Raw genomic sequence first — 18195 nt, 5'->3', positions numbered from 1 at the left:
TGTATTAGAAATTGGTATTGATAGTGAAATTGAAGTTTCTCATTAATGGTGTACCTCCACCTAACATAGATGCTGCTGCAGATGTAGAGCGCAAATCTTCAGGGTTCAAATTATCAGGCAATGAATTGTATAAGAAACCTAAATTGCGACCATTAACGGTCAATCTCAAATTGTTCAACTTAAGTCTGCTAGCTACTGTCTGTGGCAGGTCATAACTGACAGATACATCACGAACCATGATCCATGATGACTCGAATGCAGAGCGCTCACGAATACCTGTACCCCATCCGTAAGATGAGTTGTAGTAATTTACGTCACTGATCGGTACTGTTAATCCACGATCGGTGGTTTCTTGGTAGGTTAATCCGCCAACATCCTGTCCGCCAATTCGTGTACCTTGTGCAAATACACCATCAGGTACAACGCCCCAAGCTTGATTGCCAGCTGCATTAGTGAATTCGACACTACCCTCCATGCCTGGTCTACCCCAAAGCGAACTCGCAATTTGACCAGTTTGCATACCATAGTTGTATGTCGGTGAGTAAACGTAGCCACCAAATTTAGCATCTAGCATAAAACTTACTGAAAATGACTTGTAGTTGAAACGGTTAATAATACTTCCCATAAAGCTAGGCAATACGGATCCAATAACCGTTTCTCTTTCCAGTCCTTGTCCATAATCTTGAGAACGAACGAATCTACCCATGTTTGTGCCTAACAAAGTCATCACGTTTTTACCATTATTCACATGATCAACTGGATTGCCACTCGCATCTCTCGCTTGGAAAAGCGCATGTCCGTAGTTGGATACCATTGTACCATAAGAACCTCCTACTTTCGCAATGGTACGAATACCATCATCCGACTCCAACTCGTGGATATCTACGCCTGGTGCCAGTCGCAATATCTTATCGCGATTACGTGTAAAATTGAAGAATGTATCCCAGGAGAAGTCTCCCACTTTTACAGGAGTACCATGCACACCAAGCTCTATACCGTAGTTGCGGATATGGCCACTATTGATTAATGCTCTAGTTACACCGCTCTCACGAGATACGGGCAAATCAATAATTTGATCTCTAGTGTCGCGGCTATAGTACGTCGCATTAACACCAAATCGGTTGTTGAACATTTTCATTTCTGTTCCTACTTCCCATGTGCTACTACGCTCTGGACGAAGATTGCTATTTCCTAATCGCTTAGAATCAAAGTTATAAACTGAGATACCTTGTGTGTAAGGATCGCGAGGCGTATAGAAGCCAGTCATCGCGTTGTATACATTAGTTCCTTTACCTACCTGATTGTAGGAAGCACGTAGTTTACCAAATGATAAAACATCTCCGGTAAGACCTAACATATCGGAGAATACCCAAGCCGCATCCGTTCCGTAGTAGAAGTAGGAGTAATTACCCGTTCCATCTGGATACACCAAGCTCGAATCCCAGTCATTACGCCCGTACAAATTCAGGGTCAGACCATTTTTGTAATCGACCGCTGTTTGAAAGATAGCCGATACGGAACGCTGTTGGTTTGGCTTATCTTCAGTGGTGATAGGGCGCAAACGCGAATTGCTTAATCTGAATACATCAGGAATCAGCATACCATCGGTTCTCGAATTGATACCATTTCGTGAGGAGTGATTTAATTCTAGACCTGCTTGTCCCATTACATCAAAATCTCCGAAAGAGCGATTGGCACGCAAACTGTTAATGTAACGAGTTTGAAGAACTCTACTACTATAGTTACTGTAGTTACCACCTTCAAAGCGATCTTCAAAACCACGATTCATAATCTGGCGGTTGGTAGCAAAAAGGTTGGCGCTAAAATTACTTTCGAGCGTAAGCCATTCCGTAAAATTGATACGGCTATTTAAGTTACCTCTAAAATTATCTTCGGTATTCATCTGCTTTTGTTCGTAAAGATTGAAAAGCAGCGAAGTACGGCCCGAAGCGTCATCGGTATTCACTCCACCATTGATTGGATCGATATAGTTATCTCTCCAGTATAACAAATCATATTGTCTAGGTAACCCGAACGATAAACGGTACAGCAGGTTGTTGTTCATGTTCCAGCGATCACCTCCATACTGCGGGTTAAACGCCGCACTATTAACATACGTAACTCCCCCATCCAACTGAATTGCATTACCAAGTCTTTGCGTAGCGCGAAGATTAAAGTTATTCCGATCCAGTCTATTATTAGGGGAAGCACCTTTGGCATAAGCATTAGAATATGAAAAACGGAAAGTTGTACGCTCATTTCCACCTTGCAATGACAAGTTGGTATTCATATAACGCCCTGTCTCATAAATATCTAACGGATGATTATTTACCTGAAAAGGTACTACTCGACCATCTACGTCGCGTATTGGGCGACCATCGAATTTTTTACCAAAACTGTAAGCATAATTGGTAGTTGGTATCTGCTCGATCCCATCCGCTCCTACCACATACTCTGCATTGGGATTGGTTCCTGGACCATAAATATCCTGAAAATTAACCGTAGAATACGGTTGATCAAAACCCTGCGTATGTGTCAGTCCGATACCAAAACCGCGCTGCGAATAACCTTTTTTGGTAGTAATCATGATCACACCATTACTCGCGCGGCTACCATACAATGCCGTTACCGAACCGCCATTTAACACTGAAATAGATTCGATATCATCAGGGTTGATGTTTTTCAAAATGTTACCGAAATCCTGATCACCACCACGGTGTGGTAATACGACCTCTTCATCCATAATGATACCGTCTACTACGATTAGCGGGGTATTTCCGAATGGGTCTAAAGATCCTGCACCACGGATTAGGAAACGTGGTGAAGATTGCGGCCCGCCAGTTCCGACGTTCACCTGTAATCCTGGTACCATACCTTGTAAAGCAGCAATAGGATTGATTGCATTGGTTTGTCTAATTTGATCACCCGAAATTTGTGTCATGGCATAACCCAATTGGCGGCGCTCCCTCTGCTCGCCCAATCCGGTAACGACCACTTCATCGATATTACCCGCGTCGGCTTGGAGCTGTATATCGATAGTAGGCGCAGAACCGACCTGAAGTTCTGCAGAAATAAAGCCAATACTAGAGAAGCGCAAACGATCTCCAGAAGTAGCCGTAATTGTAAAGCGCCCTCGACCATCCGTCTGAGCAACACGATTCGTTCCGACCAACGTTACCGTAACTCCCGGTAGAGGTCCATTCACATCCTTCACCGTACCGGTGATCTGTGACTGCTGCGCGAATACTGCACCAATGGCAAATACCATTAGTAGTAGCAAAGCGCATGTTTTGAAATTGATTTGATTCATAATTATTATTGATTTGGTAATGTGCTGGCTAATGAATAGGCGGTTATGGTAGAGAAATCGAGTTCATAAACAGCTAAGGCATAGGTCCCAATAAGCTGTGGATTTTCAATATCGGATATAATTATTTGTGTAAAACGTGCAATATGCGGTATCGCATATTTTTGAATGGCAATTTGTATTTCTGGCAATAGAATGGCGTTCATTTTCGCTCCACGACCACTTATGGTAATATACTGTGGGTTGATAATATGAATGAGTGTCGCTATACCCTTACCTAGCATTCCAGCGATCTTCTGAGCTTCTTCTACAGCAAGCTGATCTCCTAGGTTTACGGCCTCTATAAATTCATCACCTGTTATCGATCCGTTTTGCTGATAAGTTACTGCCAGTAACGATGGCTCGCCCTTGTCAATACGTTTTACAACGGCCGTAAGCGCCGTAATTAGAGAAGCGCTTACTTCAAGGCATCCTCGCTTCCCGCAAGAACATAGCAATTCTGTATCGGCTAGTGGAATATGGCTAAATTCTCCCGCATGACCGCTGTGCCCCTTAAAAAGCTTACCGTCTATGATGATTCCCAATCCAACTCCCCAATTTAGATTGACGACTAAAAGATCCTTTGCATATTTCTGGGCACCGAATGACTTCTCGGCCATAGCTATAGCAACCGAATCATTTTCGACAACTACGGGCACATCCAACAAACGCTGCAAACCTTCTCTAAGGTTATGAAAAGAATCGGACTGCGGATAAGAATTATTGACACCTGTACGCGAATCGATGAATCCAGGCATAGACAATCCTATCATACATATTTGTTGTCTGCCGTACTGTGCAACAAAGGTTCTGCAGCATTCGATTAGCTTATTAAATGCCTCCTTTGTGTTTTTTAGTGGATTGTAAATATTCTTAATAGCACAAATAGGATTGCCCGAGATGTCATACACGCCGAAGGAAGTATAATATTGATCTATTGCAATGGAAAGAACGTAAGGAAGTTGCGCAACATTTAATGCAAAACGTTGCGCTCTTCTGCCCCCAGTAGATGGTGCTAACCCCTGCTCGACCACAAGATTTGCATCTAGCAATCGATTGATTATTCCTGTAATATTAGGAATACTCTTGTTTATCAGTAGAGATAGCTCTGCAATGGAATGCCCACGATTTATCGATAGACACCGCATTATTTGGCTAATTGATTTCGCCATTGGTAGAAAATAAGAGCTTGCACGGTAGACGTAACAGGCTAATAAGATTTGGTTTGTTAATAATATGTGGCAGCAAGATAATAACAAATTGTTATCAAATTAAAATCTTTTTAATTTTTTTATAAAGAAAATTTTAAATCGGATTTATTGTAAGTCCTTCGAAAGGTAATTTGACAAAAGTCAGATCGTACCTTTATTGTACGATAATGGTTGTTGAGGCCAGCATGCTGCGAACCTTAACGCGATATTCTTAAGTAGAAGAACGATTAAACTGATATTGAGTTACCAGATAAATCGTATTACCTTAATGCATAAATGATATACGCCACATATCAACACATATTTGCGCTATATCGCACACAGTCTTTTACGTTTGAAAAGATCAGCCAAACGGGAAGATGGCAGCACTCCAATTCTAAAAGAAAAATATTCGTAACGCAAAAAATCCCATCATTTCTGATGGGATTTTCTTGCGGAGAGTGAGGGATTCGAACCCCCGGACCTGTGACAGTCAACAGTTTTCAAGACTGCCGCATTCGACCACTCTGCCAACTCTCCGCGACAAAAGTAGAAATTCTGTACAGATTCCCAAAATTTAATTTCAAAATATTTGACTCAACACTTAACTATTCTTCAATTAAGGAAATAATACACTGTATAGCAACTAAATAGAATTTGCTACATAATTTCTTGTTTTTAGAATGCTAGCACTCTGCGCAGATCTGTTTTCGGATATATCCTTTTAGGATATACTTAAGGCGTAGAATTTGACAAAATAATTTTGCAATGCTGCGACAAATAGCTACTTTTGCTCCACAATAAGGCGCGCCAATAGCTCAGTTGGATAGAGCAACGGTTTTCTAAACCGTCGGTCAGGGGTTCGAATCCCTTTTGGCGTACTAAAAGTGCTTTAAACATGTTTAAAGGCACTTTTTACTAGTAAAATTTCTTCGCAACGTACTTATACTTGCGAAGTACCAAGTTTACAACGTTATCGTAAACAGCTGGAAACCATACAATTACCGTTCGTCAAAGATCAATCGCAAATTAAAGCACGAATAGCTCCAGAAGTATTTCTTTAAAAAATATCGCACTTCGCAACGCTATTTGTTATGAATGATCAGAACAATGATGTCAAATTTTATGTGGCATTAGACAGTAAAAAGAAAGCAAACGGAACTCAGAAAGTATTTCTTAGGCTTTATCAAAAGGGAAAAAAAATTGATTTCTTCACAGGAATTGTATGGACTGCTGAATACTTCGATAAATCGAATGAACGGTTAAAACCTAGATTTTCCGATGACCCTGACGTACATCCCCACAATATGACGATCGGTCAATATAAAAGCCTTGTTCACAAAATCATCATCAATGCTTATGTAAACGACTTATCAATCAGTATCGATGATATTGTCACGAATTTGAAATCACTTGATTCAAATACCGATTTCCTAATGTTTTGCCGAGAACTTGGTTTAAAAAACGTTAGAAGTGGGATCATTACATATGAAACATTTCAGAGGCACAGAGTTAGTTTCAATAAATTAATTGAGTTCTGGAATTCTGATATCATCCCCATTGATGAAATTACCACAAATAAAATTGAAGCATTAGATGCATACTTTCGAAAGCTATATAAAGCACATAATACAATCTCTGGCTATCATAAAGATATTAAAGGTTATTTGAATAAGGCAGTTAAAGCTGGACTTATTAAAACAAACCCTTACGATCACTTTAGACCGGTTAGATACATTCAAGGTGACCGAGAAGTTTTAACTCAAGATGAATTGAAGAGATTAATGGACGTATTTCGTAGCGGAAATTTACTTCCAGAAGAGCATGAAGTACTCAGAAGATTTTTATTTAGTTGCTTAACAGGAATCAGGATATCAGACACACATAGCCTTAGATCCGACCAAATAAAAAATGGATTTCTATTAATTAATCCCCACAAAGGCAGAAAATATGGTAAAAAGATCAAGCTGCCAATTTCCTTGACAGCTCAATCCTTAATTGCCAATCGCGAGGGTATCATCTTTACAAAATCAAGTGACCAACAGATAAATAGAATGCTTAAGGTGATAGCAGCTCATGCAAAAATCTATAAACGTATTTCCTATCACTGTGCAAGAGATACTTTCGGTACCATATTTATTGAAAGAGGTGGAGACGTAAAATCCCTCTGCGATCTTATGGGGCACAGCGATATAAGAATCACCATGATATATCTTAAAATGTCTGATCAACGTAAAGTACAACTCATGAACAATTTTGATGATATTTTTGATTAGGTTTTAGCGCCCTCCGCATGCTTTTATTTATTCTATTAATTATTCAAGAATTACAGGATTGCGTACGCTCCACATGTCCATTACAGCTAGGAATGCAGAATTTTGACACACCATATAATTGCTCTCATCAACCGCCATAGCATTAGCATTGTCTCCACTTCCAGCGGTAGCTGGACGTCTAGCAGCTGAACCTAGCAACGGGACGTTAAAGAAGGGAGATATAATGGCATAGAAGAATGTTGCTGCCGCAATGTAAGTACCGGTGCCAAACGCGAGATGTGTTCCGTCTCTTGTTAAACCATTTCCGCCGTCAACTATTGGATCGGTAACAAGTCTAGCATTTTGGATAGCTACTCCAGTCGGAATGATTATATCTATACCAATTTCATTAAAAACCTTTTTAGAGGCTTCCAACGTCAAATTGAGCCTTTCTAAACCAGTCGGTTTTGTAGCGTAACTGTCTGCATAACTCCATATGGAATTCCATGCAAAACAAACTTTTTGGTTTGTACAATACTTTCTAGCATGATTAATGATTTTCGAAACATTGGAGTAAGTCGCGAAGTTTGTAGAATATAATGATGCCTGTTGGAATACGATTACATCCCAATGTTTAGAAAGTATTGAATTAATTGATCCACTTTCTTCACCAATAGACAATGTGCCGCCACGACGTTCCAGGCTTACATTGCTATTATTTTGAAAATTACTCCACCAGTCATTTAGAGATCCTCCAGATTGAAAGGCTACAAATACTGCAATATTAGATGCTGGGATATTTGAAGCGTCAATAAATCGATTGATATCACGTGTAGTATCAACTGCGTAACTATTGGAAATAAATAAGATTCGGAGAGTTTGCCCTGCTGTTGGTAACGGATTATTCCTGAATCTAGGTGGTGTAAATAAGACTGATGGCTGATCACCACCCATAGCAGACTCTACAGCAGTTAATCTGGAGTCAAGTACTTCCGCTCTATTTCTCGTGATAGAAAGTGAAAAAGCAGCATAACCTGTTTGAATACAGGTTGTGTAAAGCCATCCGTCTTCGATGACCTCATAATTAAAAGGATTAGTCAATGTATTCACATTTGCAGCAGATAGTAGTTTGACTACTCGACTCACATTCGTGATATAATAACCTCTAGAATTTGCCCCACCTCTAGTTCGTAAGCTAATTATATCTCCCTTGAATATCTTCACCTTACCTGCATTAAAATCTTGTGTTGTGCCGTTCCCAAATATAGAAGGAGATTCGGGCATAACACCACCAACTCCTGCACTAGTATTCCAAAACCTACCCGTAGTCAAAATTGAATTATTGTAAGAAATAGTCTGAATGCTACTGTCTGGTATTTTTCCAAGATCAACCAACTGCCAGATTGAGTCATCCCAGTAGAAATACCATCTCTTATCACTTGTCACCTCAGGAAAACCCTGATAAAACCCAGGCCGTGGCTCAAACTTTCGCTTTTTCCCAGCTGGACCTGCTGGAATAACTGCTGGAACTTGCGCAGTTCCTGGTGCTATTGGATCTATTAAATCCCCAACGAGTCCATCTGCAATTTCTTTTTTAATTGCAGCCATTTTTTGAACCGCTTCCCATGCCGATGCTCCATCATAAACTGTAATATTTACATCGTTCATATCGTTACACTTGATTTTATAAAAAATTTGCCAGCAACAAAGCGACGAGTGGTGGTCGCTTTCTTAAAAAGAATATCATAATACAATACGTTTGCTCTAATTGTAATCAATTCCGCTCCAAAAGAAACTTTGACAGTATTATCATCCACACTAATTCCTGCACCAATTGTCTTTTCAAAAACTGGATAAGCCTCACTATTTGGCTCTGTTCTAGCGGTTAGTTTAATATCGTATCCAGCCAATGGGATCGCGCTACCAGCATCATCATTAAACTCCAAAATAACCTCACGGGTATCGCCTTGGATCAATGAAATATCCAGCGATACTTGGGAATCAAAAAGCGTCAAATTTTCAAACATTGTACTAGTTTTTTATCAAATATCATCACGCTAAAACCTTAATAAAAGGACACAAAAAAGCCATCCACGATTCACATCGGAGATGGCCCCAAGCATACAACAACTATCTACCAATTAAAACTAAACCATTCACTTCATCATATCTACATAATGCCGCAGAATCCTCAATATGTCGCACTTCTAAAACGGTATTCTTCCCTAACTTTTTATACTGCACAGGATGTTTAATACCCCACACAGTCAGCACATTTTGGCACCATTGCTTCACGTACGTTTGATCTTTCCCAAGCCATAATTCGGGATAAATGTAAACTACAGGCTCATCAGCAAACGCTTTCATTAAGCCCATCTCTTGTAGTTTTTTAATTGCGCTGAACTTCTTAGTTAGATCTTGAATTCCTTTTGTGATTGACATGATACAAATATTGCTTAATTGGTCACATAGGGAAAGGACACTAAATACCGGAATAGGTATTCAAGTCATCTGGTACAATTTCAATCGTGGTGTATGAATAGCCTCCACTTACATATCCAGTTATTAACCATTCCTCATCCGTATACAATGTCACATTTTCCGCCGTCTCAACATCGTAATCGGCAGCTGATTCTCCGGTAGGCACATGTAGGATCCTTTTAAATCTGAACTTAAATTTTGAGACTGTTTTAGGTATAGTCGCAAATGGATCAGAAAAGAATAGTAACTGAGGTTTTGCGTGGATCTCGTAGCTTCCGTTAGGGAATTCAGTTCTTTTTTCATCAATAAACCTCCACGCAATATAGACATGTTCAGCAGGCTCTACTGTTTCGAATGGTACTGCTTGCATGTCAGCAGGATTTATCAATCCATAGACCTTATGGTATAAATAGCCTTTGACTTTCGCAAAAATATTACTGCTTCTATAAGCTGGTTCAAATGTAATTCGATCTGGAAGGAACGGCGTTTTTATTCCGTTATATAGTGACATACTGCTGATCTGCATCGGGTTGACATGCATCCATCGATCTATTGGTATTCTTGCATCAAACTCTACTGATTCCGTTAGCGTCATCATCCGGTAGAATTTGCTCGCAATAGTTTCAAGCCAATTATTTGCTGCGTCTAGATTTGTACTGACCCAGCCCTCCCTTAATAATCCATTAGCATCACGATTGTCGCTAGTCGCGTACGGTATAAGTCGATCAAAAACAAACTGCCCAGTAGATCGAATGCCTCGAAATGAAACAAATCGCAACGTGAAGCCATTCTTCGAAATTTCCCCTTTTTTATTAAAAGCACTACTGTTGACATACTGATCACTATATACGTTGGCAACCTGAGAAACCTGAATTTGTCTAAAAGGTAGTGGCATAAATCCCGAAAATTTACCGCTATTCATAATTGGTGCGCTGATGGTGATGTCTACAGGTTTATGATCACCAGGCAACCCTAGGCGTTTGCTTCGCGTGAACGGCAAAAAATTGTATGTATCATCCCCATCATCGACGCCTAGGTTGAATAAAAATGCCTTATCCTTCACACCTTTCACTTTCGTCGTTTTATCAATAATCCAGCTAGAGAAATCGAGGACAGATGGATTACTGAGTATCTCCCCTGGCATTTCGAAACGCGCCTTTTTTGATAATGAATCGAAATAGATAAATAGTCCTAAATCATTTCTAAGTAATTTAAAGAATGAGCTGATCGAAATTTTTGGAAGATGCCTAGCTGGATAGATTACAAAGTTCCCTGCCGATATCTCAGATGCAGTGTAATATCCAGTGTTATAGATAAGCCATGTCATAACTTCCGGATCATTTAAAAAGCTCCCTTCTGCTTCAAATCCTACTCTTTTGCATATTTCTTTGATCACCCACACCAAATAGAACATGGGATTAAATAGGCGATCTCCGCTCACATCATATTGATCACCTGAACCGTCGGGTACGTACTGTGATAAAAAACGGTTGACAATTGCGGATTCGCTTAAATCTCTATTTCCCCAGATAGCAAAGTTTGTGTATTGAGGAAAGGCGTAGGGCAAACTATAGGGCGTCTGTGCAGATAATTTCATCTGCCTCTTCGAATCTTCCAGATCGTTACCAATATGCATGGACTCAGGATCTCTATTGAGTCCATCTACTTTAATGAAAATATCAGATAAGGTTTGCTCAGAAATCTTTTGTGATATGATTGCATTATCCACCAGTAGAACAGCTGGCAGTTTCTGGTGTTCAATATCTAGGCTTAATGTTGCGTTTTTCCATGTCTGTCCAAATAGAGATATGGAAACTTGCAGATCGATACGAGCTAATCTGTTTTCAATTAAGTTGGCAAAATTTAAAGCTAACAGATTCTTTTCAGACCATTTTAGATTTACTGGATAGGAGTAGCTTCCACGAAACAATTCGGATTCATTGAATACAGTGGAATACCACTCAACAGTGAGCTGGCTTCCATCCTCAATATCTAGATCAACATTTTTATATGTAATTGAAAAACCGTGTGCCATCTATTTACTCCAAATTCTGTTCTCATTTGCCGCTAACAATTCAAACGCAATTGCCTTTAAATTATCTCCATCCACGTCATCTACGATACTATCCGTATTTAAGGTGACCGGTACATATCGATCATCAATGATAATGTACTTGTACCCTGATAGCATAAAATCACGGAAGGCTGCAATTTCTGTAAGTGCGCGATATCCGCTGTTTACTTTCCACGTATTGCGTGCTGCAATATCCATTTCTCTTGTTTGATGCACTTGCCTATTATTGCTTTTCACGAATGTATTATCGGATCTTTTGATGTCATATCCAGATTCTTTTTTCCCATAAACCCAAACCGTTGAAAGTGAGCCCAAACTATTTATAAAAGCCAAACTAGTCACGTTCACCAGAAGACGACTTTCAACCTTTTGAGAATAAATAGTTGTGATTGGTGTATCTCCGGATTCCAGCCAAATAGAAAAATGTGATATATCTTGATCATGCATCAAAGCTGGATCCCATTGCGGAACTCCAACAGGAATAGTAAGCTTTTCATTAGATGACCAAGTTCCTATCGATTTACGAAACTGCCGCTGTAAATTATCTTTATAGATCACATTCATGCAAACAAATACATCAGCTCGATCCTCTTCAATGTTGAGAATACTTACCCATTGTGGTTGGGTAATATGTAAAGATCCCACATCATTGCTTAGCCACCGGAAAAGTCCGTTCGAATACTTTTCTCGAATATTGACACTATCGTCCGAATCAATGCCCCCCAATGCTACACGTAGTGTTTCCGAATTATGTATTGTTTGAACACGTTGTGGTTCTCCATACATTTCAGCAAAGCGGATGAAGAAAGATCTAATTGCGCGAGAATCACGTAACGGTGTGGTATCGTTTAAGTGAGGAAGTATCGGCGGAGTAGCCTGCAAAATTGTGGTTAAATAATCTTGTATATCCCACTTAACAGATCCACTTTGATCCACCTCTGCAATGGAGGAAGAAACTAATGTACTATTTACCCATAGTTCAAGATGAATTGCAAAGTTAGGTCTGTAAACTTTGTCAATAGCAGAAACTTGTTCAGATCCTACGATATTACTTAATCCAGGCTTTAGGGTAATCCCCATTTTAATGCTCGGATGTTTTGAGACAAATCGAATAGTAGTTTCATTAGGCATGGATAAACCAAAATCCTTATCGACATAGTAATTTGTCTTTAGCACATCCATTACATTTTGTTGCCATGTTCGATCACCATCACCGGTAAGTGGAAGAATAAAGCCTTTTGAGAATACCTCCGTCTGAAAAACAAAAATATAATCTGCTCCATTCCACGAGAGAATAAAGTATGATCCTACCGATGGTGGAACAATCAAACTGATGTCAAATACCTGTGGTCTGCCAGTCTCAGAAATTAAGCTGTCGGTTTTCAACTCAAAAACTACCGGATTACGGCTAAAGGCCACTTCGGGCGGATGCTGAAGGATTTGGATAGCCATCAAAAAGTAATTGGAATAGTAAAAGATATTGTAAACTGATAACCGTAATATCCAAGCAGTAGTGGACCTATCGGAGAATAGGTCGATTCTAGTTCATAGGTTACCAGTTTATTTGGAACAATACCTGTGAATCTTTTTTTACGAGTTGTCATCACAAGATCAAGACCGATTTGTTTGCAGCGATTGCGTACATCCCGAACTCGCTCCTTCCCCTTTTTGGAATCTACGATCATGATGTTAAAATTCATCGTATCCGTGTTGTTGGCAGATTCGTTACCCGACAATCGACCGTCAGGTTCATCAACTAATAAAGCCGGTGTACGGAGCAAATTGCGAAGCGCGTTATCTAATTCATCAAAATCATAGCCATCATCAATAACATAAAAGCTTACCCTTTTACCCGCTTCATGTGAAATCAAAGGATGTTCTGTAGCTAAGCGCTCAAAATAATCAAAGATGTCGCTGTGATTCATACACGAATATCGCGCACATCAGATCACAAGGAAAGGACAGTATTACTGCCGCGCAGCCATTGCGCGTTCATACTCATCGATGCGCTCAGCCATGTGCTTCAAGAAAAGATAAAGATTGGTGTTGCGTGTATGATCGAAGCTGCCAAACTTATCCCCACTATATGCTAAAATATGATCTTCTAAATCTTGCAATCCAGTATTAGGTCTAGTAAATGGCCCATCACTTGGAGCCGAAGTTTTGTAGATGGTTGGAAATGATTTTCGGACATATGTTCGACAGCTTTCATAATAAAATTTTATAGCTAGCAGCTTTACTGGATGTAATGTCCATCGAAATAAATTAGCGCGTTTACCAACAGTGTAGTCATCTAAGGGCAATCGTATATCATCCCCTCGACGCTTACCTTTAGGCCGAAAAAGTGTAGCAGCTAAAAGATGTAGGAATTTGGTTTGTCCAGTATGAAGGTACATATCGTAATAAAGCTCTGTTTGCCGGTATTCTGCAATGGTCAGATTAGACAACTTGTGAGCAGGGCCATAATACTTCATAAACCCTATGCGAAAAGAATCAAGTATATTATCCGTAGCCTGCGCGCTCAGTAAAAAATCCAATTTTTGGCGCAGTTCGTAACGATGCGCCGCATTAAGGAGTTTCCACCACTTGCCGGAAATGTTGTAAAATAATCTGGTGGCAAGATCCAGAGCTTCATCAACATGTAGCTCCATTCTCAAAATACCACACCACAGTAGGTATTGCCTGCGCGAAAGATTACTCCAACCATCCACTCGACGAAACTTCAAAGTCCGCCCTTTATATTCCAATTTGATTTCTTTCATATTAATTCGATTGATCAGACCACTGTTCCCCTAGCCATGCCGGTATCCGGTGCCCCAGATCCTCAATTAAAATTTCCTGTAGTCGAAGAGATTCAGCAGTCTTTAATTTACTGTACCATCTCTTGGGTTGACGAGATGCGTAGGATACATTTGCACCATATCGTTTACTAGCGATTAGGTTTGCTTTATTTGTTTTCCTTTCATACGCTTTTACACCTCGGCCAACTCCCATATCACGAAATCGCCCGTACATCGCAAACTTGATCATTACCGCTTCGACATCACCGCCGTTCATTTCTAACTGCCGTTTGAAGCTATTAAATAGATTTTGAGTAATACCAATTTTGTGTTTGCGTAACGATTCCTGAAAATGATCAATTGCATACTTCGCCCACGCTGAGACTATTCGACGTGGTACCAATTCCATAAGACTCTGTTCGTGGTTTGCCATTATGCATTCACTCTATTGGTAATCCGGTCAATCTCCTCTTGATGATCTTGGAAAACCCTGTTGCTGATCACAATTTGACGATTAGAATCATCCTTCTCTAAAATTTGTTGCAGGATAGCCACTACATCACTATTATCTGTACGCGGTGCACTAACTTGTACTACCGGTGCTGATGTTGTCATTGCTGATGATCTTCTGTATCTTTCAGATTCAAGTGCAGTAGTGCCAATATGAATTCTAGCTCCATTTTTCCGCTGTGAGCTATAAAGTAATGTGTCTACGACTTCCCGATTATTTGCATAGGTATTTCGTGATAGAATAGGTTCGCCGCCTTCAATATTCCCTAGAATATTTCCACCACGAGAATCCACCAGATTGATGCCGCCTTGGCTGTGTTGCGATCCTTGCGGAAGTATACCGCCCTTTTCAAATTGCGGTGCCTTCTGGCTTGCAATTACAGCAACCTGCGCCGCACCAGCAGCGCCAGCTGCCGCCGCTAGAAAGATATTAGGTAAAGCCCGAGTAACTGCCAATGCGGTACTGATTACTGCTTGTAGTAAGGATGCCTTTTGCTCGGCTTTCCAAGCGCGCAATTTTTCTGCACGCTCGAGTTTATCGTACTTATCATTGATCGCCTTTTTTTGGCGCTCAGTAAGATTCTGATTTTCGAGTTCACGCTGGCGATCTTTCTGCATCTGAGAAAGTCGCGCAGATGATTCGGCAGCGATATTGTTGGAGATAATAGAGAAGGTTGCATCAGAAATACTTTGAGCAATCCCGACCGCCATCTGCTTGCGCTCATCTTGGTACCGGTAATTAATTTCATTTATTTCTTTTTGCTTATTGGATTCATAAGCTGCAATCACTTCTTTGAATGCTTCAGACTCCTGAATCTCCGAGCTATTCTTCTCCTTTAGAAGCTTAATTTCCTTATCGTAATGCTTTACAACTGATGCGATACGCTGCTCACGACGCATATGGGAGAAGTTTTCGCCATCTTGTTCCAACTGTCGTTTTACTTCTTGTAGTCGCTCTTCCTCTCGGATCTTGGCGTCCGTAATTTCAATTTCACGGCTGACCTCGATTTGCTTTTTCATTTCTGCATTATCACCTGTGTCTTTTAGTAAAGAGTCATAATGCTTATTTATACGGACACGTTCTTGGTCATATTCAGAAAGTGATTTTTGAATCATCTGCTCGCGGAAAGCGAGTATGTTTTTCATTGCATCCTCTTCGTGTTTGACACGTAAATCGTCCGTAGCTTTCTTTTTTGCTGTTTTGAGGTCTTCAATCTTCTGGATAGCATTGGCTTTCTGTTCAGCTGTTACGCCTTCACGCGTCAAGAATTCAGTAAACTTGTCAATCTTTTGTTTGTATGATAATTCCAGCTGCTTGATTTCCTTATCATTCTTCTCCATCTGATTGATCAGTTGCTGCGCGGCAAATAATTCCTCCTCTTTAAGCATACGCTCGTAATGCTCTTTTGTCTGCTTTGCAATACGCTCCTGTTTTTCCTTCTCGCGCTCAGCATCTGTCTTAGGTTTCTTATTTTCCTTGCCGATGAGTTTGTTTCCTTCACCTTCTTTAGCTTCGAGTGTTTTTAATCTTTTTTCGAGCTTGTCAACCCATTCACTTGCCTCTTCAAAAACAACGGTTGATGTAGACGGATTTGCCATAACATCCTTCAGTTCCTCAATTCGTTTTTTGATGGCATCTGAGTCCTGCATGAATTTCTTAGTTCCTACAGATGATAATGCCTCCGCTGATTTCCGGAGGGCATTCGCCCCTAGTTTGTCAAGATCAACCTCTGTTACATATATCTCATTACGAACCTGCTCTAATTGGCCATTGATACTAAGGATATCATCATTTGTGGCTTTCCTAATGCTAGTCCTACCATCTCCATTTTCGTTATAAACTGAAATATTACCGCTTTTACGAATATCAGCAGCCTGAGCCAACAAACGTTTTTCACGCGCTTTTAATCGATCTCGTTCTGCTTTTCCTTCTGCAATCGCGGTTTTGTTAACGATAGATAAATACCGTTCATGTTCTAAAATATTATTTTTCAGAATACCGGTATTGATGCTTAGCGCATTCCCATATTTATCCACTTCTTCCACAGCGATAGGCCACTGCTCAGATAGCTGCTTGATAATATTTCTAAGTTCAATATGCTCCTCACGGTTCAATGTGCCTTTTGCCTTTAACTCTTCATACCTAGTTATCAATGGTGTAAGACTAGATTCCATTTCATTAAATTGCCTTTCTGTACTTTGGTAGGTACTCATTGCCTTTTCGAATTCGGAACGATTGTCAATTATTGCAGCGGTGATATCAGTCATCCATTTTCGAAAGCCTGAACTTTGCCACATTTGGTCTAATTTGTTCCAAATCTTATCAAGATTGGCGGCCAAATTATTGTTTACTGTATTGAATTCTTCCAGCACTGATGTGCCGGCCTTAAACTCATCATTGGATAACCGCTGACGACGACGAAGCATTTCGGTATTTTCAGCTAATGCCCCTAGTGCGGCAATTCCGCGTGCACCGGAGATCTCCAAAACACCCATGTTGGTTGCCAAAGCTTCCAATCCACCACCAGCAGTACGAGCCCCTTCCAAAACACGGATCAATGCCTCGTTGGCATCTTCATTCAAAAGTTTGGCAAATTCAGCCGTCGACATTCCGGCTATCTTGGCATTTTTCGGAATATCCTTACCAAGACCGACGATAAACTGACCAATCGCAGTGGCACCAGATTCCATTGATTGACCCAGCTCATCCACTGTCGCAGCAAGCCCTAAAGTATCTGCTAATGATATTCCAGCAGCTGGAGCGATACCGGCCATGCGCTGGGTGAAATCGACCAAGTTCTTTTCTGCCGCGGATCCACTAGCACCTAAACTATTGATGGCAGAACCCACTTTCATCAATGCTTCTTCTAAGCCATAATCATCCTTGATATTGAAAATATCGACTAGTTTACCAAGCGAGCGCACTGAATCTTCAACACCTCCAAGGTCTTCACCCAAAGCGACCCCAATTTTATCAGCCGCACGTACGAATCCTTCGACATCTTTTGATGCCGTGTAACCTAATTTACCAGCGATTTGCGCTAAGCCCAGCAAGTCATTACTAGCAGTCCTAGTGTCCATCTGCTTAAATTTTTCATTTAAGCGATCCACTGCTTCTTCGGAAAGTCCGGTGGTTTTCTGCACACCAGCCATCACATCAGATAACTCTGCATTTTTCTGAATGGCTGTAATTAAACCTGATTTTACAGTTTGAAAAAGCGCGGCAAAACCTAATCCAGCCGCTGCCTGCTTAGCGAGAGTTTTCCAGTTTAATGAGAGTTCCTTTGATTGATTATTGACGCCACGAATAGCATCGCGTTGTTCGTCCCAAGCACGTTTAACTTTTTGAAGCTCTTGAACTTTCCGTTGATACAATTCAGGATTGTCCGCCTCTTTCATCTTATTGAGCTCAGCGTTCAACTTGAAATAAGTATCACGCAAATCATTCACCGCTGTTTTTGCTTGCTTATTGTCAATTATAAGCTTTAAAACACTCTCCGTATCCGTCCTTCCCCTCGCCATAGAAACAAAAATGCCCCTTAAAAAGGGGCACCGAAAG

General features: G+C 40.5%; 12 protein-coding genes and 2 tRNA genes. 2 read left to right on the top strand and 12 right to left on the bottom strand.

Features of this window, described 5'->3' with window-relative positions; genetic code table 11:
- Nucleotides 1–4: 4 nt before the first annotated feature.
- The 3 genes from A0125_RS05175 to A0125_RS05165 form a co-directional block, all read right to left on the bottom strand.
- The gene (locus A0125_RS05175; protein WP_066753213.1) at nt 5–3310 is read right to left on the bottom strand and encodes a SusC/RagA family TonB-linked outer membrane protein; all 3306 of its coding nucleotides are present in this window, start codon (nt 3308–3310) and stop codon (nt 5–7) included.
- Nucleotides 3311–3315: 5 nt separating this feature from the next.
- Nucleotides 3316–4518 carry an ROK family transcriptional regulator gene (locus tag A0125_RS05170; protein ID WP_082784908.1) on the bottom strand — a complete coding sequence of 401 codons (1203 nt, stop codon included), beginning with the start codon at nt 4516–4518 and terminating at the stop codon, nt 3316–3318.
- Between the two features lie 473 nt (nt 4519–4991).
- Nucleotides 4992–5076, bottom strand: a tRNA-Ser gene (locus A0125_RS05165).
- A 267-nt stretch (nt 5077–5343) separates the two neighbouring features.
- Here A0125_RS05165 and A0125_RS05160 point away from each other — a divergent pair.
- A tRNA-Arg gene (locus tag A0125_RS05160) sits at nt 5344–5417 on the top strand.
- 213 nt (nt 5418–5630) lie between these two features.
- Complete coding sequence (locus A0125_RS05155) at nt 5631–6812, top strand: site-specific integrase (RefSeq protein WP_066753207.1); 1182 nt, start codon at nt 5631–5633, stop codon at nt 6810–6812.
- 39 nt (nt 6813–6851) lie between these two features.
- On the opposite strand, the gene A0125_RS05150 is transcribed toward A0125_RS05155, so the two are convergent.
- The 9 genes from A0125_RS05150 to A0125_RS05110 all read right to left on the bottom strand — a co-directional run bounded on the left by A0125_RS05150 (nt 6852) and on the right by A0125_RS05110 (nt 18158).
- The gene (locus A0125_RS05150; protein ID WP_066753205.1) at nt 6852–8459 is read right to left on the bottom strand and encodes a DUF4886 domain-containing protein; all 1608 of its coding nucleotides are present in this window, start codon (nt 8457–8459) and stop codon (nt 6852–6854) included.
- Nucleotides 8456–8818: a hypothetical protein gene (locus tag A0125_RS05145; protein ID WP_066753202.1), complete on the bottom strand. Its 363-nt coding sequence runs from the start codon at nt 8816–8818 to the stop codon at nt 8456–8458. Before A0125_RS05145 ends, A0125_RS05150 begins: the two co-directional genes overlap by 4 nt.
- A 103-nt stretch (nt 8819–8921) precedes the next feature.
- A complete protein-coding gene (locus A0125_RS05140; RefSeq protein ID WP_066753199.1) occupies nt 8922–9233 on the bottom strand; it encodes a hypothetical protein in 312 nt (103 codons plus the stop codon).
- A 40-nt stretch (nt 9234–9273) separates the two neighbouring features.
- Nucleotides 9274–11307 carry a hypothetical protein gene (locus A0125_RS05135; RefSeq protein ID WP_066753196.1) on the bottom strand — a complete coding sequence of 678 codons (2034 nt, stop codon included), beginning with the start codon at nt 11305–11307 and terminating at the stop codon, nt 9274–9276.
- Nucleotides 11308–12798 carry a hypothetical protein gene (locus A0125_RS05130; protein ID WP_066753194.1) on the bottom strand — a complete coding sequence of 497 codons (1491 nt, stop codon included), beginning with the start codon at nt 12796–12798 and terminating at the stop codon, nt 11308–11310.
- The gene (locus tag A0125_RS05125) at nt 12798–13271 is read right to left on the bottom strand and encodes a hypothetical protein (RefSeq protein ID WP_066753192.1); all 474 of its coding nucleotides are present in this window, start codon (nt 13269–13271) and stop codon (nt 12798–12800) included. Before A0125_RS05125 ends, A0125_RS05130 begins: the two co-directional genes overlap by 1 nt.
- A 42-nt stretch (nt 13272–13313) precedes the next feature.
- On the bottom strand, nt 13314–14108 hold the full coding sequence (locus A0125_RS05120; RefSeq protein WP_066753189.1) for a hypothetical protein: 795 nt from the start codon (nt 14106–14108) through the stop codon (nt 13314–13316).
- A gap of 1 nt (nt 14109) precedes the next feature.
- Nucleotides 14110–14559 (bottom strand): hypothetical protein, encoded by a 450-nt coding sequence (locus A0125_RS05115; RefSeq protein ID WP_066753186.1) that lies wholly within the window; start codon nt 14557–14559, stop codon nt 14110–14112.
- Nucleotides 14559–18158, bottom strand: coding sequence for a phage tail tape measure protein (locus A0125_RS05110; protein ID WP_066753183.1), 3600 nt, complete (start codon nt 18156–18158; stop codon nt 14559–14561). Before A0125_RS05110 ends, A0125_RS05115 begins: the two co-directional genes overlap by 1 nt.
- Between the last annotated feature and the right edge of the window lie 37 nt (nt 18159–18195).

Origin of the sequence: Sphingobacterium populi, from assembly GCF_001586775.1 — a bacterium.
GTDB classification, from domain to species: domain Bacteria; phylum Bacteroidota; class Bacteroidia; order Sphingobacteriales; family Sphingobacteriaceae; genus Sphingobacterium; species Sphingobacterium populi.
Note: the sequence above shows the minus strand (reverse complement) of the source record. Positions and strands in the feature narration are given on the sequence as shown.

What these genes read in the sequence shown, in the direction of transcription:
- A0125_RS05175 (WP_066753213.1), bottom strand. Translation starts at nt 3,310, where the DNA reads ATGAATCAAATCAATTTCAAAACATGCGCTTTGCTACTACTAATGGTA.
- A0125_RS05170 (WP_082784908.1), bottom strand. Translation starts at nt 4,518, where the DNA reads ATGGCGAAATCAATTAGCCAAATAATGCGGTGTCTATCGATAAATCGT.
- A0125_RS05155 (WP_066753207.1), top strand. Translation starts at nt 5,631, where the DNA reads ATGAATGATCAGAACAATGATGTCAAATTTTATGTGGCATTAGACAGT.
- A0125_RS05150 (WP_066753205.1), bottom strand. Translation starts at nt 8,459, where the DNA reads ATGAACGATGTAAATATTACAGTTTATGATGGAGCATCGGCATGGGAA.
- A0125_RS05145 (WP_066753202.1), bottom strand. Translation starts at nt 8,818, where the DNA reads ATGTTTGAAAATTTGACGCTTTTTGATTCCCAAGTATCGCTGGATATT.
- A0125_RS05140 (WP_066753199.1), bottom strand. Translation starts at nt 9,233, where the DNA reads ATGTCAATCACAAAAGGAATTCAAGATCTAACTAAGAAGTTCAGCGCA.
- A0125_RS05135 (WP_066753196.1), bottom strand. Translation starts at nt 11,307, where the DNA reads ATGGCACACGGTTTTTCAATTACATATAAAAATGTTGATCTAGATATT.
- A0125_RS05130 (WP_066753194.1), bottom strand. Translation starts at nt 12,798, where the DNA reads ATGGCTATCCAAATCCTTCAGCATCCGCCCGAAGTGGCCTTTAGCCGT.
- A0125_RS05125 (WP_066753192.1), bottom strand. Translation starts at nt 13,271, where the DNA reads ATGAATCACAGCGACATCTTTGATTATTTTGAGCGCTTAGCTACAGAA.
- A0125_RS05120 (WP_066753189.1), bottom strand. Translation starts at nt 14,108, where the DNA reads ATGAAAGAAATCAAATTGGAATATAAAGGGCGGACTTTGAAGTTTCGT.
- A0125_RS05115 (WP_066753186.1), bottom strand. Translation starts at nt 14,559, where the DNA reads ATGGCAAACCACGAACAGAGTCTTATGGAATTGGTACCACGTCGAATA.
- A0125_RS05110 (WP_066753183.1), bottom strand. Translation starts at nt 18,158, where the DNA reads ATGGCGAGGGGAAGGACGGATACGGAGAGTGTTTTAAAGCTTATAATT.